Source organism: Amycolatopsis sp. NPDC114505, from assembly GCF_055633615.1.
Map to the genome: position 1 here is coordinate 25,676 of NZ_JBVKDV010000006.1, position 16,277 is coordinate 41,952.

Genomic DNA, 16,277 nt, shown 5'->3' on the forward strand with positions numbered 1-16,277 from the left:
GACGGTCGAGTGACATTGCCCCGTCGAGTCCGGCGCGTTGCTTTGCCGGGGCTCCGACTCCGCGCATAGGCTGCGGCGGACGCGACGAACAAGGAGCTTTCCCGCCATGTCGACACCGAACCAGCCGGCCCACCCGGCCGAGTCCGCCGGGTCGGCGGCGGCGAACCTCAACGACGTCAAGATCGCGACCCCGGCGGTCCACGACGGCGACGAACCGCAGGAGCGCAACGGCAAGAAGGTCAAGCTCGAGGGCATCGGGCCGACCGGCCGCCCGATCCGCGAGCACGCCGATCCGGCGCCACTGGACCGCCACGGCCCGGCCAAGATCATGGCCATGTGCAACCAGAAGGGCGGCGTCGGCAAGACGACGTCGACCATCAACCTGGGTGCCGCCCTCGCCGAGTACGGCCGCAAGGTGCTGCTCGTCGACTTCGACCCGCAGGGCGCGCTCGCCGTCGGTCTCGGCATCCAGCCGCACGAACTGGACCAGACGGTCTACAACGCCATCATGGAGCGGTCGGTCAGTGCCACCGACGTGCTGATGAAAACCCGCGTCGACGGCGTTGACCTGCTGCCGAGCAACATCGACCTGTCCGCGGCGGAGGTCCAGCTCGTCGCTGAGGTAGGGCGCGAGCACACGTTGTTACGGGTCCTTCGTCCGGTCATGAACGACTACGACTATGTTCTTGTCGACTGCCAGCCCTCACTCGGCTTGCTCACGGTGAACGCGCTGACCGCCGCGGACGGCGTGATCATCCCGCTCGAGTGCGAGTTCTTCAGTCTGCGAGGCGTCGCGCTCCTGATCGACACGATCGAGAAGGTGCAGGAACGTCTCAACCCCAAACTGGACATAGTCGGGATTCTCGCCACCATGTACGACCCGAGAACCCTGCACTCGAAGGAGGTCATGGCTCGCGTGGTGGAGGCATTCGGCGAGACCGTGTTCGACACGGTCATCAACCGCACGGTGCGGTTCCCCGAGACGACGGTCGCGGGTGAGCCGATCACGACCTGGGCGCCCAAGTCCGCCGGCGCGGCGGCGTACCGTCAGCTGGCCCGCGAGGTGATCGCTCGGTGAGCAGGCGCGCCTCCCTGCCCGGAGCGTCGGAACTCTTCCGCCTCACCTCCAGTCCCCAGCTCGACCGCCCGCCCCAGGCGCCGCCCGCGCCCGTCGAGCCCGTCGAGCCGAAGCCCTCGGGCAACGGCCGGTCGGAACAGCTCGCCCGCGGCGTGGCCCCGCACGGCTCCGGCCGGACCAAGCACGACGCGAAGATCACCGTGTACGTCTCCGGCGACGAGCTCGTCGCCATGGAGCAGGCCCGGCTGACGTTGCGCGCGAAGCACGACCTGGTCGTCGACCGCGGCCGGCTGGTCCGTGAGGCGGTCGCCGTGCTGCTGGCCGACTTCGACCTGAACGGCGAGGAGTCGGTGCTGGTGCAGCGGCTGCGGGTGGTCGGCTCAGACGGCGGCGAAACCGAGGGCTGATGGACGAGCCGGAACCGGCCCCGGCATCGGCTCCGGAGGAACAGGTCCCCGAAGAGCACCAGACGGTGCACGGCGGGATGATCCCCGAAGGCGTCAACACCGAAGAGCTGAGCACGTCGAAGTTCAAGGTGCGGCTGGCCAACTTCGAGGGGCCGTTCGACCTGCTGCTGCAGCTGATTTCGCAGCACCAGCTCGACGTCACCGAGGTGGCGCTGCACCGGGTCACCGACGACTTCATCGCGTACACGCGCGCGCTGGGCACCGAGTGGAACCTCGACGAGACCACGGAGTTCCTGGTCATCGCGGCGACGCTCCTGGACTTGAAGGCGGCGCGGCTGCTGCCGTCGGCCGAGGTGGAGAACGAGGACGACCTCGCCCTGCTCGAAGCCCGTGACCTGCTGTTCGCGCGGATCCTGCAGTACCGCGCGTACAAGCAGGTGGCGGCGCTGTTCGGTGAGCTGGAGCAGAACGCGCTGCGGCGGTACCCGCGATCGGTGGCGCTGGAGGAGCGGTTCATCGGGCTGCTGCCCGAGGTGATGCTGGGCGTGACCCCGGCGAAGTTCGCGGACATCGCGGTGGCGGTGTTCCGGCCGAAGCCGCCGCCGACGGTGTCGATCGCCCACATCCACATGGGCCGCGTGTCGGTCCGCGAGCACGCGGCACTGCTGCGGATCAAACTGGCCGCGGCGGGCGAGGCGACGTTCGGCGAGCTGGTCGACGACTGCGAGCACACGGTCGAGATCGTGGCGCGCTTCCTGGCCCTGCTGGAGCTCTACCGCGAGGCGACGGTCCAGTTCGAGCAGACGGAGGCACTGGCCGAGCTGCACGTCCGCTGGACGGGCGGCTCGATGGTCGAGGCCTCCGCGGCGGCCGAGCTGGACCGGTCCGCCGGAGACGAAGAGGAGTACGGGTGAGCCCCGAAGACAACGAGCGGGCCGAGGCGCCGGCGGTGCCCCCGGCGGGCGAGGTCGAGGGCGCGGTGGAGCTGGCGCTCGACGAGGCGCTCTCCGGCGAGCCGGTGACGGACGATGGCGAGCCGGTGGAGCCGCTGGTTGCGGAGCCTGCTGCCGAGGAGCCTGCTGCCGAGGCGGCCGAAGTCGCGCCCGAAGAAGCTCCGGTCGAGGAGGTTGCCGCGGCGGACGAGCCGGCCGAGGCCGCTGCCGCGGAGCCCGAGGCTGATGCCGCTGCGGAGCCCGAGCCCGCCGCCGCTGCCGAGCTTGCTGCAGGCGCTGCCGAGCCCGAGGCTGCCGCCGAGCCTGTTGCCGAGCCGACTGAGGCCGTCACCGAGTCCGAGGCTGATGCCGAGCCGGCCGAAGCCGCCGCCGAGGAAGGCCCGGCCGCCGATGCCGGCGACGAGCCGGCCGACCTCGATCCCGAAGCTCCCGAGTCCGACCTCGTCGCCGCCGGTGACGTCGACGCCCTCCCTGACGTCACCTCCGACGAGACCCTCGAAGCCGCCCTCGAAGCTCTCCTCCTCGTCGTCGACTCGCCCGCCAGTGAGGAATCGCTCGCCGAAACCGTCGGCCAACCCAAGGCCCGGATCGTCGTCGCGCTGCGGACCATGGCGCAGAAGTTCACCGACCGGGCCTCCGGGATCGACCTGCGGCGCGTCGGTGATGGGTGGCGGTTCTACACTAGAGACGTCTATGCCCCGTTCGTGGAGAAGCTCCTGCTGGACGGCCAGCGGTCGAAGCTGACCCGGGCCGCGCTGGAGAGCCTCGCCGTGATCGCGTACCGGCAACCGGTGACCCGTTCCAGGGTCGCCGCGGTGCGCGGCGTGAACGTGGACGGCGTGATCCGGACGCTGCTCGCGCGCGGCCTCATCGAAGAGATGGGGACCGACCCCGAGACGACCGGCACGCTGTACGTGACGACCGAGCTGTTCCTGGAGCGACTGGGGCTGTCGTCACTGAACGACCTGCCTGCCATCGCTCCGTTGCTACCCGAAGTGGACACCATCGATGACATCCAGTGAACACCCCGACGGCATCCGGCTGCAGAAGGTGCTGTCGCAGGCCGGGGTCGCCTCCCGGCGGGCGGCGGAAGACCTGATCGCCGCCGGCCGGGTCGAGGTGGACGGCCAGGTCGTCACCGAGCTGGGCCGCCGGGTGCACCCGGACGAGGCCATCATCCACGTCGACGGCACCCGCGTGAACCTGCGCGACGACCTGATCTACCTCGCCCTGAACAAGCCCAAGGGCGTGCACTCGACGATGTCGGACGACCGCGGCCGCCCGTGCGTCGGCGAGTACCTGATGGGCCGCTACGAGGAGACCCCCGGCGTCGTGCACGTCGGCCGGCTCGACGAGAACACCGAGGGCCTGCTGCTGCTGACCAACGACGGTGACCTCGGGCACCGGCTGATGCACCCGTCCTACCAGGTGCTCAAGACCTACCTGGCCGAGGTCGACGGCCTCGTGCCGCGCGGGCTCGGCAAGGAGCTCCGCAACGGCTGGGAGCTGCCGGACGGCATCATCAAGGTCGACCAGTTCCGGGTCAAGGACATGCACTCCGGCAAGTCGCTGGTGGAGCTGGTCATCCACGAGGGCAAGAAGCACATCGTGCGCCGCCTGCTCAAGGACACCGGGCACCCGGTGCTCAAGCTGGTCCGGACCGCGATCGGCGACGTCCAGCTCGGCAACCAGCGCGTCGGCTCGATCCGGCGGCTGACCAAGGGCGAGGTCGGCTCGCTCTACCGTGCCGTCGAGCTCTGACCCGCTTTTCGGGGGTGGTCACAGTCCCGACTTTCCGCCGTGGCGCGAGTGCGCCGCCACTGCCAGCGTGGAGCCATGCGATCCGGTCTGGCACTGCTCGCGCTCATCCTCTTCACGACGTTCCTCCCCGGGGTGGCGCACGCGGCGCCCCGGGCGAGTGAACCGGTCTACGACTACACGAAGGCGATCCGCGAGACCGTCTGGGTCGACATCGGCCACGACGGCGACGGTGACGGCAAGCCCGACCGCGTCGCCGCCGACATCGTGCGGCCGAGTGAGGCGACGTCACCCGTTCCGGTGATCATGGACGCCAGCCCGTACTACTCGTGCTGCGGGCGCGGCAACGAGAGCGAGCTCAAGTCCTACGACAGCGCCGGGAAACCGGTGAAGTTCCCGCTGTTCTACGACAACTACTTCGTGCCGCGCGGGTACGCCGTGGTGCTCGTCGACCTGGCCGGGACGAACCGCTCGGCCGGCTGCGCGGACGTCGGCGGCACCTCGGACGTCGACTCGGCGCGCAAGGTCGTCGACTGGCTGAACGGGCGCGTGACCGGGTACAGCGCGAAGACCGGCGGCAGCGCGGTGACCGCGGGCTGGAGCACCGGGAACGTCGGGATGATCGGCAAGTCCTACGACGGCACGATCGCCAACGGCGTCGCGGCGACCGGTGTCGCCGGCCTGAAGACGATCGTGCCGATCTCGGCGATCAGCTCCTGGTACGACTACTACCGCTCCGACGGCGCGACCTTCGGCTTCAACCCGGCGGGGCTCGCGCAGACCGTCGAGGCCCGCAACAGCGGCCAGAACTGCTCGGCGCAGAACCAGGTCCTGACGCAGGGTGCCACGGCCAACGGCGACTACGGGCCGCTGTGGGCGGACCGGGACTACGTCACCCACGCGGGCAACGTGCGGGCGAGCGTGCTGCTTTCCCACGGCGTCAACGACCTGAACGTCAAGACGATCCACTTCGGACAGTGGTGGAGCGGGCTGAACGTCGAGAAGAAGATCTGGCTGTCGCAGACCGGGCACGTCGACCCGTTCGACTACCGGCGCGACGGCTGGGTCGACATGCTGCACCGGTGGTTCGACCAGTACCTGCTGGGCGTCGACAACGGCGTCCAGAACGGGCCGCAGGCGAGCGTCGAGCGGCAGCCGGACCAGTGGGTCGACCAGAGCGCCTACCCGGCGGCGAACGCGGTGGCGACGACGTTGCGGCCGCACCCGGGCGGCTCGCTCGGGACCGCGACGGCGGCGGGGACGGCGTCGTTCACGGACAACCCGAACCTCGGCGAGGACACCTGGGTGACGAACCCGGGCAGCGCGGCGCTGACCTACTCGACCGGGACGCTGGCGTCGGACCTGCAGGTTTCGGGGACGACGTCGGTGACCGTGACGGCGACCCCGAGCACGGCGTCGGCCCGGCTTTCGGCGCTGCTGGTGGACCTCGGCCCGGCGACGATCCGCAACTTCGCAGGCAGCGGCGAGGGGATCAAGACGGGGACGACGGAGAACTGCTGGGGCTCGTCCACCACGGGCGACGACGCTTGCTACAAGATCGCCACGGCGGACGTGAAGAAGGTGAACTACACGATCCTGAGCCGCGGCTGGGCGGACCTGGCGAACTACGCTTCGCTTTCGCAGGAACGAGTCCTGACGCCCGGGACGGCGTACACGATGACGTTCCGGCTGGCGTCGACCGACCACATCGTGCCGAAGGGCCACGCGCTGGCGTTGATCATCGGTGGCACGGACGGCAGTTTCATCCGCGGGCCGGCCCAGCCGGGCCGGGTGACGCTGGACCTGGGGCGCACGTCGGCGTCGGTCCCGCTGGTGGGCATCCCGCCGAAGGTGACGACCCACCCGGCCGCGGGCGGCGGCGAGTTCGTGCCGTCCCGGGGTCGGGCGGACCTGCGCTAGTCGTACTCGCGGGAGAGGACGTCGACGCGGCCGGTGGCGGGATGGGCCCGGACGGTGTCCAGGCCCATCCCGGCCGGCCGCCGGGATGTCGAGCAGCCGCAGCACATCGCGGTGCACGGCGCCGTCGGCCGAGGGCAGTTGCCGTGCGCGAACTCTTCGCTGACTCAGCCCGGCAGCGCGGGGCCGCCGTGGCCGGCCAGGGCGGTGGTGACGGTCATCGCGTCAGTTCGCCTCGGCCGGTGCGGTCTTCGTGGCCGTTTTCCGTTGTAGCGCACGGGCGATCGGCTCCACCACGCGGGCCGCCGTCGGGCCGAGGATCGCCATCAGCAGCACGTACGCCGTTGCCAGCGCCGCCAGTTCGCCGTCGACCGCGCCGGCCGTCACCGCCAGGCCCGCGATGACGATCGAGAACTCACCCCGGGCCACCAGCGCCGCTCCGGCGCGGGCGCGGCCCATCTTCCCGATGCCCTGCCGGCGCGCCGCCCACCAGCCGGTGCCGACCTTCGTCAGCGTCGTCACCACCGCCAGCACGACCGCCCAGCCGAGCACCGGCGGGATCGACGCCGGGTTCGTGTTGAGCCCGAACACCACGAAGAACACCGCCGCGAACAGGTCTCGCAGGGGCTCGAGCAGGTGCGTCGCGTTCTCCGCCGTCGAGCCCGAGATCGCGATGCCGAGCAGGAACGCGCCGACCGCGGCCGACACCTGCATCGCCGACGCGATCCCCGCCACCAGCAGCGCCGCGCCGAGGACCTTGAGCAGGAACACCTCGCGGTCCGGGCTGTCGACCGCGGCCGAGACGTACCGGCCGAACTTCAGCGCGATCACCAGCACCACGGTGATCACCATGAGCGAGATCCCGACGGCTTCCAGGCCGCCGAGGAAGCTGACGCCGCCCAGCACCGCCGTGAGGATCGGCAGGTAGAGCGCCATCACGAGGTCCTCGAACACGAGGATCGACAGCACCACCGGCGTCTCGCGGTTGCCGAGCCGGCCGAGGTCGCCGAGGACCTTCGCGACGATCCCGGACGACGAGATGTACGTGACGCCCGCCATCACCATCGCGCCGACCGGGCCCCAGCCCAGCAGCAGCGCGACCGCCGCGCCGGGGGCGGCGTTGAGGACGATGTCGAGCAGGCCCGCCGTCCACGAGCGGCGCAGCCCGGTGAACAGCTCGGCCGCGGAGTATTCGAGGCCCAGCAGCAGGAGCAGCAGCACGACGCCGATCTCGCTGGCCAGGTGCGTGAAGCCGCCGATGTCGGTAAGCGGGATCAGCCCGCCGGAGCCGAAGCAGAGGCCGCCGAGCAGGTAGAGCGGGATGGGGGAGAGGCCGATCTTGCCGGCCAGGCGCCCGAGCGCGCCCAGCACGAAGAAGACCGCCCCCAGTTCGATCAGGGACAGCGCGGTGTGGTCCATCGAGCGGCTCAGCCGTACTTCAGGATCTTGGCGGCGGCTTCGAGGCCCTCGCTCGTGCCGACCGCGACCAGCAGGTCGCCGCCGGTGAGGGTGAAGTCGGGCGTGGGCGAGGGGTGCACCTGGCCCGCCCGCGCCACCGCGACCACCGAGACGCCCGTGCGCGTGCGCATGGCCGTGTCGCCGAGCGTCCGGCCGTCGAACGGGCCGGACGGCTTGATCGGCAGCTGCCGGGTGCTGATCCCCGGGAGGTCCCGGTGCTCCTCGGTGAGCTGGGCGACCAGCTGCGGCGCGCCGAGCAGGTTGGCCAGCGTGCCCGCCTCGTCCGCGGTCAGCGGGATCGAGGCGGCGCAGGCGTCGGCGTCGTCCGCCTTGGACACGATGAGCTCGGTGTGGCCGTCCCGCTGGGTCACGACGCCGATGCGGCGGCCCGTACGGGTGCTGAAGTCCTTGCGGACCCCGATGCCGGGCAGGGGAGTTACTTCGACGTTCACCCAACCACCGTAACCCACGTGTCCGATTCGCGACGTTCAGCCGAGCAGCAGCAGGGCCGCCGCGACGACCATGACGAGGGCGGTGACGCCGTGGACGCTGTAGGCGATGACCTTCTTCCCGCGGTGGCGCAGGACGATCAGCATGTCGAAGAGGGGCCAGACGGCCGCGACGAGGATGACCCAGCCCAGCGCGTGCGGGTCGCCGTAGATCATCAGGGTCAGCGGGACCAGGCCGGCCCCGATGTCGCGGCCGCCCTTGACGTTGAGGAACGCCTCGGCGTTTTCGGGGACTTCGGTGAAGCCGAAGCCCGGGGCGATCTTCGCCGGTGCGAAGAGGTAGTTGAGCCCGACGTAGATGATCCCCAGCGAGACGATCGCGACGAGGACGTAGCCGGCGATGAGCATGGTGTTCCCTTCGGTCTTCTAGCGTTGCTAGCGATACTAGCAACGCTAGACTAGCGGCGCTAGATTGTCTAGCAGTGCTAGTGTCAGCGGCATGACCCAGCGACAACGGCGTGTGCGCGACCGGACCGAGCGCGGGCAGCGGATCGTCTCCGCGGCCAGGGAGCTGGCCGAGGCGGAGGGCTGGGACGCCGTCACGACCCGGCGGCTCGCCGCGCTGATCGAGTACAGCCAGCCCGTGCTGTACAGCCATTTCCCGGGCGGCAAGGACGCGATCATGGCGGCGGCCGCGCTGGAGGGCTTCGCCGAGCTGGCCTCGGTGCTGGCCGTCGCCCGCGACGGCGGTATCGCGGGGGTCGCGCGGGCGTACGTCGAGTTCGCCGACGTCAAGCCCGCGCTCTACGACGCGATGTTCACGCTGGCCTCGGAGCTGCCGTTCGCCCAGGACGACACGCCCGCGGTGATGCAGGAGGCGTTCGCCGGGCTGTTCGCCGTGGTCGAGCCCGTGGCGGGGGACGAGGAGGCCGGGATCCTCACCGAGGTCTTCTGGGGCGCGCTGCACGGCTTGATCACCCTGGATCGCGGGCACCGCCTGTCCCCGGAAAACCGTGACGAGCGCCTCGCCTTGGTCGTCGGCCGCTTCCGCGCGCGGGCCGACTGATCTCCTCCGCACCCCGACCGGCAGAATAGACACCAAAGCCGAACGAGACGAGAACGCGAGGAGAGTGCCGGTGACGGGAGCCCTACGTGGTGTGGTCGCGCTGGACGGCCCGTCGGGGACCGGGAAGACCACCGTCGCGCGCAAGCTCGCCCAGCGCCTCGGCGCCGGCTACCTGGACACCGGTGCGATGTACCGGATGGTCACCCTCGCCGTGCTGCGGGCCGGCGTCGACCCGGCCGACGCACCCGCCGTCGCCGCGCTGGCCGACAAGACCGACTTCGGTATCGGCACCAGCCCGGACCGGCTCGAGATCCGGCTGGCCGGCGAGGACGTCGCCGCCGACATCCGCGGTCCCGAGGTCACCAAGGCCGTCTCGCCCGTCTCGGCCGTGCCGCACGTGCGGGAGCTGCTGGTCGCCCGGCAGCGGCAGATCATCGACGGCGTGGTCGAGCACCGCGGCGGCATCGTCGTCGAAGGCCGGGACATCGGCACCGTCGTCGCGCCGGACTCGCCGCTGAAGGTCTACCTGACCGCTTCGGCCGACGTCCGCGCGTCCCGGCGCAGCACCCAGGACTCCGCGGCCGGCCGGAAGTCGTCGGTCTCCGACGCGCTGGCGAGCGTCGAGCGCCGCGACCACCTCGACTCGACCCGCGCGACCTCACCGCTGCGCGCGGCCGACGACGCCGTGCACGTCGACACCTCGGAACTGTCGATCGACCAGGTGATCGTCGCCCTCAGCGAACTGGCCAGCCACCGCGGGCTGCTGGCGGGGTGCAACGCCGAGGTCGCTCGATGAGAGCTGACGGACTGCCGGAAGGCTCCGTCGGCTGGCTCCACGAAGCCGGGCGAGTCTTCGGCCGGTACCATCTGCGTTCGGCCTTCCGCATCCGCGTGCACGGCCGCGAGCGGATGCCCGCCACCGGACCGGTGGTGGTGATCGCCAACCACAGTTCGATGATCGAGCCGCAGCTGATCTTCGGAATGCTGCCGCGGCGTTCGGCGTTCCTGGTCAAGGCCGAGCTGTTCGACCTGCTGGGCGGACTCGCCGGGAAGTTCCTGGTGGCCATCGGGCAGATCCCGGTCAAGCGCGGCGAGATCGACCGCAAGCCGCTGATGACCGCGGTCGGCGTGCTCAAGGGCGGCGGCGTCGTCGGGATCTTCCCCGAGGGCACCCGCGGCGCCGGGGACGTCGGCGCGGCCGAACGCGGCGCGGCCTGGCTGGTCCGGGCCTCCGGCGCGACCGTGCTCCCGGTCGCGACGCGGGGCACGCTCAAGCCGGCGAACGGCAGGCGGCGCTGGCGGCCACGCGTGGACATCCTCGTGGGGGAGCCGTTCACGCCGAAGGTCGGACCCGGGAAGACCGGGCTCGACCAGGGCACCGAAGAGCTCCGCGGCGAGCTCGCGGCGCTCGTCAAGACTTTGGACGATTGGCGTACCGAAAACGGATTCGTTACGCCATAAGGGAAATTGGGTTCTGATGGAAGAGTACGACGGCGTCGGCGAAGTCGACGGCACCTGGTCCGACGAGACCGAGTTCGCCCGGATCGACGCGCAGATCGACGCGGCGGAAGCGGCCGAGGAGGCCGCGCTCGCGCAACCGGTGCTCGCCGTGGTCGGCCGGCCGAACGTGGGCAAGTCCACGCTGGTCAACCGCATCATCGGCCGCCGCGAAGCCGTCGTGCAGGACGTGCCGGGCGTGACCCGCGACCGCGTCGCCTACGACGCCTACTGGGGCGGGCGCAAGTTCACCCTGGTCGACACGGGCGGCTGGGAGCCGGACGCGACCGGGCTGCAGGCCTCCGTCGCCGCGCAGGCCGAGCTCGCCATGCAGACGGCCGACGCGGTCCTGCTGGTGATCGACGCCTCGGTCGGCGCCACGGCCACCGACGAAGCCGCGTCCAAGGTGCTGCGCCGCTCGAAGAAGCCGGTGCTGCTCGTGGCGAACAAGGTCGACGACGACCGGCTGCTCGCGGACACCGCGTCGCTGTGGTCGCTCGGCCTCGGCGAGCCGCACCCGGTCAGCGCGCTGCACGGCCGCAGCTCCGGCGACCTGCTCGACGCCATCCTCAAGACCCTGCCCGAGGCGCCGCGCGAGGGCGTCGCCCCGACGTCGGGCCCGCGGCGCGTCGCACTGGTCGGGAAGCCGAACGTCGGCAAGTCGAGCTTGCTGAACAAGCTGTCCGGCGAGCAGCGCTCGGTCGTCGACTCGGTCGCGGGCACCACCGTCGACCCGGTCGACTCGCTGGTCGAGCTGGACGGCGAGACCTGGCGGTTCGTCGACACGGCGGGCCTGCGCAAGCGCGTCAACTTCGCCGCGGGCGCCGAGTACTACGCGTCGCTGCGCACCAAGACCGCGATCGACGCGGCCGAGGTCGCGGTCGTGCTGCTGGACGCCGGCGAGCCCATCTCGGAGCAGGACCTGCGGGTGCTGACCATGGTCGTCGAGGCCGGGCGCGCCTGCGTGCTCGTGTTCAACAAGTGGGACCTGGTCGACGAGGACCGCCGGCACGCGATGGTCCGCGAGCTGGAGCGCGGCCTGGTCCGCGTGCCGTGGGCGGAGAAGGTCAACGTCTCGGCGCTGACCGGGCGTTCGGTGCGCAAGATCGCGCCGGCGCTGCGGACGGCGCTCGCGTCGTGGGACAAGCGGGTGCCGACCGGCCAGCTCAACGCCTGGCTGTCCGACCTGATCGCGGCCACCCCGCCGCCGGTCCGCGGCGGCAAGCAGCCGAAGGTGCTGTTCGCGACGCAGGCGGGCATCCGGCCGCCGACGCTGGTGCTGTTCACCACCGGTTTCCTCGAGGCGGGCTACCGCCGGTTCATCGAGCGCAAGTTCCGCGAGCAGTTCGGCTTCGAAGGCAGCCCCGTTCGGGTGAATGTGCGCATCCGCGAAAAGAACGCGAAACCGAAGGTCGGCGGAAAAGCGGCCAGGCCCGCCAAATCCCGGTGACTTTTTGACTTCCCAGCCTGACGCCCGGGCCGGCGTGCTCCGCATAGTGCGACGTGGATCACGCTGGTCAGGGCGGCTTTTCGTGAGGTCCGACACTCCGTCGTGACCTTGGAGATATCTTTCCTTCACCTGTGGGTATGGTGAAGGGTCGTTGCGGGCGCCTCATTCAGGAGTGCAAGCCCGGTGAGGCTCGCGGAAGGTGAGTGATGGGCTTGCGCGCCCATAGTTCGTCCCGGCACGTCTTCGACACGGTCGAGGTGCGCGTCCGATGACCGTCACGATCGAACCCGCCGAATCGGTCCCGGAGATCGACGCGGAGATCACCGCGCCGCTCCCGTGCGTCGCCGAGGTGACGCACGCGCCGTCGGCCACGCCGGTCGCCGACCGGGCCCTGTTCTGGTCCGGGCTCGGCGCCAGCGAGCGCACCCTGCTCGACATCCTGGCCGCCACGGCCGAGCGCCACCCCAACGCCGCCGCGATCGACGACGGCACCACCACCCTGACCTACCGCCGGCTCCTCGAAGAGATCGACGTCTACGGCCGTCGGCTGCGCGGCTACGGCGTCGGCCTCGGCGACCGCGTCGGCATCCGGATCTCCTCCGGCACCGCCGAGCTGTACGTCGCGATCCTCGCCACCCTGTCCGTCGGCGCCGCCTACGTGCCGGTCGACGCGGACGACCCGGACGAGCGCGCCGAGCTGGTCTTCGAAGAGGCCCAGGTGGCCGCGGTGGCCACCGACGGCAAGATCAACGTCCACTCCACGCCGGGCGGGCGGGCCGGCGTCCCCGGCCCCGCCGACGACGCGTGGATCATCTTCACCTCCGGCTCCACCGGCAAGCCCAAGGGCGTCGCCGTGAGCCACGCGAGTGCCGCCGCCTTCGTCGACGCCGAGGCCGAGCTGTTCCTCACCGAAGAGCCGGTCGGCCCGGGCGACCGCGTCCTGGCCGGGCTGAGCGTCGCCTTCGACGCCTCCTGCGAAGAGATGTGGCTGGCCTGGCGCCACGGCGCCTGCCTGGTGCCGGCGCCCCGCGCGCTGGTCCGCACCGGCGTCGACCTCGGCCCGTGGCTGGTCGCGCAGCGCATCACCGTCGTCTCGACCGTGCCGACGCTGGCCGCGCTGTGGCCCGCCGACGCCCTCGAAGACGTCCGCCTGCTCATCTTCGGCGGCGAAGCCTGCCCGCCGGAGCTGGCCGAGCGCGTCGCCGTCGAAGGCCGCGAAGTCTGGAACACCTACGGCCCGACCGAGGCCACCGTCGTCGCCTGCGCCGCGCAGCTGACCGGCGAGGGCCCGGTCCGGATCGGCCTGCCGCTGTCCGGCTGGCAGCTCGCCGTCGTCAACGACGAGGGACAGCCGGTCGCCATGGGCGAGACCGGCGAGCTCGTCATCGGCGGCGCCGGTCTGGCCCGCTACCTCGACGCCGAGAAGGACGCCGAGAAGTTCGCGGCGCTGCCGTCGCTGGGCTGGCAGCGTGCCTACCGCTCGGGCGACATGGTCCGCGCCGAAGCCGAGGGCCTGCTGTTCCTCGGCCGGCTCGACGAGCAGGTCAAGCTCGGCGGCCGCCGCATCGAGCTGGGCGAGGTCGACGCCGCGCTGCAGGCCCTGCCGGGCGTGCAGGGCGCGGCCGCCGCGATCCGCCGCACCAAGGCCGGCAACCAGGTCCTGGTCGGGTACGTCGTGCCCGCCGCCGGAGTTCCGTTCAACCAGGACGAGGCCGCGACCCGGCTGCGCGAGCACCTGCCCGCCGCGCTGGTGCCGCTGCTCGCCCTCGTCGAGGACCTGCCGACCCGCACGTCGGGCAAGGTCGACCGCAACGCGCTCCCGTGGCCGCTGTCCACTGTGGACGCCACCGGGCTGTCGCCGACCGAGACGTGGCTCGCCGAAGGCTGGGCCGAGATCCTCGGCGTGTCCGTCGACGACCCGAAGGCCGACTTCTTCACCCACGGCGGCGGCAGCCTCACCGCCGCGCAGGTCGTCGCGCGCATCCGCACCCGGCACCCGCAGGTGTCGGTCGCCGACATCTACGCCCACCCCCGGCTCGGCGCGCTGGCCGCGATGCTGGACGCGCTCAGCGGCCAGGCCACCGAACGCCGCGACATCGCCCCGACCCCGCGCCGCGCCGGCGTGATCCAGACGCTGCTGACGGTCCCGCTCATGGGGCTCGTCGGGCTCCGCTGGGCGACGCTCGCCGCCGCGCTGTCGAACATCATGGCGCTGCTCGGGTTCGCCTGGGCGCCGACGCTGAACTGGGCGTGGGTCGCCCTGGCCTGGGTCGCGCTGTTCAGCCCGGCGGGCCGCATCGCGATCGCGGCCGGCGGTGCCCGCGTGCTGCTGTCCGGCGTGCGCCCCGGTACCTACCCGCGCGGTGGCAGTGTCCACTTGCGACTGTGGACGGCCGAGAAGCTCGCCGAGTTCAGCGGCGCGGACAGCGTCGCCGGCGCGTCCTGGATGACGACGTACGCGAAGGCGCTCGGCGCGCGGATCGGCAAGGACGTCGACCTGCACTCGCCGCCGCCGGTCACCGGCTTCCTGAAGCTGGGCCGCGGTGCCGCGATCGAGCCCGAGGTCGACCTGACCGGCCACTGGGTCGACGGCGACCGGGTGCACATCGGCAAGGTCCACGTCGGCGCGGAGGCCCGCGTCGGTGCGCGCAGCACGCTGTTCCCCGGCGTCCGGATCGGCAAGGGCGCGGAGATCGCGGCCGGGTCGACCGTCCGCGGCGCCGTCCCGGCCGGGCAGCGCTGGGCCGGTTCGCCGGCGGCGCGCGTGGCCAAGGACGAGCGCGACGCGCTGAAGTGGCCGTCTAGTCGGCCGCCGCGGTCGCACTTCTGGGCCACCGTCTACGGCGCGACCTCGCTGCTGCTCGGGTTCCTGCCCGGCATCGCCGCGCTGGCCGGCGTCGCCGTGCTCGGCTACGCGATCACCGGCGCGCCGACGCTGCCGGACGCCTTCACCCGCGCGATGATCTTCGTGCCGGTCGCGACGGCCGCGTACTTCCTGGCGTACATGCTGCTCGTGCTCGTCGGCGTCCGGTCCCTGAGCATCGGCATGGTCGAGGGCTACCACCCGGTGCACGGCCGCGTCGCGTGGCAGGTCTGGGCCACCGAACGCCTGATGAGCATGGCCCGCGAAGGCCTGTTCCCGTTGTACGCCAGCCTGTTCACGCCGGTCTGGCTGCGGCTGCTCGGCGCGAAGGTAGGCCGCAACGTCGAGGCGTCCACCGTGCTGGCGCTGCCGAAGATGACCAAGGTCGACAGCGGTGCCTTCCTGGCCGACGACACCATGGTCGCGACCTACGAGCTCGGCCACGGCTGGCTGCACGTCGCCCCGGCCCGGATCGGCAAGCAGGCGTTCCTCGGCAACTCGGGGATGACCGCGCCCGGCCGTTCGGTGCCGAAGCGCGGACTCGTGGGGGTGCTGTCCTCGACGCCGCTGAAGGCGAAGAAGGGCTCGTCGTACCTCGGGATGCCGCCGCTGCCGGTGCGCCGCGCGATCGGCGACGCCGACACGAGCCGCACCTACACCCCGGCGCTGCACCTCAAGGCGGCGCGGGCGCTGGTCGAGCTGTGCCGGATCATCCCGGTCATGTGCGGGGTCGCGCTGACCGTCTCGGTCGCCTTCGGGCTGCTGTGGGCGGCGACGGCGTTCGGCTTCGCGGTGGCCGCGCTGCTGGCCGGGCCCGCCCTGCTGGCCGCGGGGATCGTCGCGGCGCTGACCGCGACCGTGATGAAGTGGCTGCTCGTCGGGAAGTTCCGCGAGATCGACCACCCGCTGTGGAGCTCCTTCGTCTGGCGCAACGAGCTGGCCGACACCTTCGTCGAGGCCCTCGCGGTGCCGTGGCTGATCGGCTCGATCGGCGGCACGCCGCTGCTGAGCGCGTGGCTGCGTACGATGGGCGTCAAGATCGGCCGCGGTGTGTGGCTCGAGACGTACTGGCTGCCCGAGGCCGACCTCGTCGAGCTCGGCGACGGCGCGACCATCAACCGCGGCTGCGTCGTGCAGACGCACCTGTTCCACGACCGGATCATGAGCATGTCGCGGGTGGTGCTCGGCCAAGGTGCGACGCTCGGCCCGCACGGCATCGTGCTGCCGGGCGCCGGTATCGGCGCGCGCACCACGGTCGGCCCGGGGTCGCTGGTGACCCGCGGCGACGAGGTGCCGGCCGACACCCGCTGGCTCGGCAACCCGATCTCCGCGTGGACGGGTAAGTAGAAGGTCACGAAGTACCCGCCTGGCTCGCCGGACT

At 71.6% G+C, this 16,277-nt stretch carries 14 protein-coding genes; 11 read left to right on the plus strand and 3 right to left on the minus strand.

The annotated features are described in order from the left end of the window. Nucleotides 1-106 precede the first annotated feature (106 nt). The 6 genes from ACZ7OU_RS46590 (at nt 107) to ACZ7OU_RS46615 (ending at nt 6,116) form a co-directional block, all read left to right on the plus strand. Nucleotides 107-1,078 carry a ParA family protein gene (locus ACZ7OU_RS46590; protein WP_470243625.1) on the plus strand — a complete coding sequence of 324 codons (972 nt, stop codon included), beginning with the start codon at nt 107-109 and terminating at the stop codon, nt 1,076-1,078. After that, nucleotides 1,075-1,485 carry a cobyrinic acid a,c-diamide synthase gene (locus tag ACZ7OU_RS46595; protein WP_470243624.1) on the plus strand — a complete coding sequence of 137 codons (411 nt, stop codon included), beginning with the start codon at nt 1,075-1,077 and terminating at the stop codon, nt 1,483-1,485. Before ACZ7OU_RS46590 ends, ACZ7OU_RS46595 begins: the two co-directional genes overlap by 4 nt. Next, nucleotides 1,485-2,399: a segregation and condensation protein A gene (locus ACZ7OU_RS46600; RefSeq protein ID WP_470243623.1), complete on the plus strand. Its 915-nt coding sequence runs from the start codon at nt 1,485-1,487 to the stop codon at nt 2,397-2,399. The genes ACZ7OU_RS46595 and ACZ7OU_RS46600 overlap by 1 nt, the downstream gene beginning before the upstream one ends. Beyond that, nucleotides 2,396-3,460: an SMC-Scp complex subunit ScpB gene (gene scpB / locus ACZ7OU_RS46605; protein ID WP_470260192.1), complete on the plus strand. Its 1,065-nt coding sequence runs from the start codon at nt 2,396-2,398 to the stop codon at nt 3,458-3,460. The genes ACZ7OU_RS46600 and scpB overlap by 4 nt, the downstream gene beginning before the upstream one ends. Beyond that, nucleotides 3,447-4,199 carry a pseudouridine synthase gene (locus tag ACZ7OU_RS46610; RefSeq protein WP_470243622.1) on the plus strand — a complete coding sequence of 251 codons (753 nt, stop codon included), beginning with the start codon at nt 3,447-3,449 and terminating at the stop codon, nt 4,197-4,199. Before scpB ends, ACZ7OU_RS46610 begins: the two co-directional genes overlap by 14 nt. Nucleotides 4,200-4,274: 75 nt before the next feature. After that, nucleotides 4,275-6,116, plus strand: coding sequence for a Xaa-Pro dipeptidyl-peptidase (locus tag ACZ7OU_RS46615; protein WP_470260193.1), 1,842 nt, complete (start codon nt 4,275-4,277; stop codon nt 6,114-6,116). Between the two features lie 222 nt (nt 6,117-6,338). Here ACZ7OU_RS46615 and ACZ7OU_RS46620 read toward each other — a convergent pair whose 3' ends face one another. From ACZ7OU_RS46620 to ACZ7OU_RS46630, 3 genes are read right to left on the minus strand one after another with little or no spacing between them, the layout of a single operon-like run. Next, nucleotides 6,339-7,532 carry a cation:proton antiporter gene (locus ACZ7OU_RS46620; RefSeq protein WP_470260194.1) on the minus strand — a complete coding sequence of 398 codons (1,194 nt, stop codon included), beginning with the start codon at nt 7,530-7,532 and terminating at the stop codon, nt 6,339-6,341. 8 nt (nt 7,533-7,540) lie between these two features. After that, a complete protein-coding gene (locus ACZ7OU_RS46625; RefSeq protein ID WP_364464715.1) occupies nt 7,541-8,023 on the minus strand; it encodes a cation:proton antiporter regulatory subunit in 483 nt (160 codons plus the stop codon). Between the two features lie 36 nt (nt 8,024-8,059). Next, entirely contained in the window at nt 8,060-8,428 is a 369-nt protein-coding gene (locus ACZ7OU_RS46630; RefSeq protein ID WP_470243618.1) for a DUF4267 domain-containing protein, read from the minus strand. Between the two features lie 91 nt (nt 8,429-8,519). Here ACZ7OU_RS46630 and ACZ7OU_RS46635 point away from each other — a divergent pair, with 91 nt between their 5' ends. The 5 genes from ACZ7OU_RS46635 to ACZ7OU_RS46655 all read left to right on the plus strand — a co-directional run bounded on the left by ACZ7OU_RS46635 (nt 8,520) and on the right by ACZ7OU_RS46655 (nt 16,243). Further along, nucleotides 8,520-9,086 (plus strand): TetR/AcrR family transcriptional regulator, encoded by a 567-nt coding sequence (locus ACZ7OU_RS46635; protein WP_470260195.1) that lies wholly within the window; start codon nt 8,520-8,522, stop codon nt 9,084-9,086. Nucleotides 9,087-9,177: 91 nt separating this feature from the next. Continuing rightward, nucleotides 9,178-9,882 (plus strand): (d)CMP kinase, encoded by a 705-nt coding sequence (gene cmk, locus ACZ7OU_RS46640; protein ID WP_470243667.1) that lies wholly within the window; start codon nt 9,178-9,180, stop codon nt 9,880-9,882. Next, entirely contained in the window at nt 9,879-10,547 is a 669-nt protein-coding gene (locus ACZ7OU_RS46645; protein WP_470260196.1) for a lysophospholipid acyltransferase family protein, read from the plus strand. The genes cmk and ACZ7OU_RS46645 overlap by 4 nt, the downstream gene beginning before the upstream one ends. 16 nt (nt 10,548-10,563) lie before the next feature. Beyond that, nucleotides 10,564-12,033, plus strand: coding sequence for a ribosome biogenesis GTPase Der (der, locus tag ACZ7OU_RS46650; protein ID WP_470260197.1), 1,470 nt, complete (start codon nt 10,564-10,566; stop codon nt 12,031-12,033). A 268-nt stretch (nt 12,034-12,301) separates the two neighbouring features. After that, complete coding sequence (locus ACZ7OU_RS46655) at nt 12,302-16,243, plus strand: Pls/PosA family non-ribosomal peptide synthetase (RefSeq protein ID WP_470260198.1); 3,942 nt, start codon at nt 12,302-12,304, stop codon at nt 16,241-16,243. The last annotated feature ends 34 nt before the right edge of the window (nt 16,244-16,277 follow it).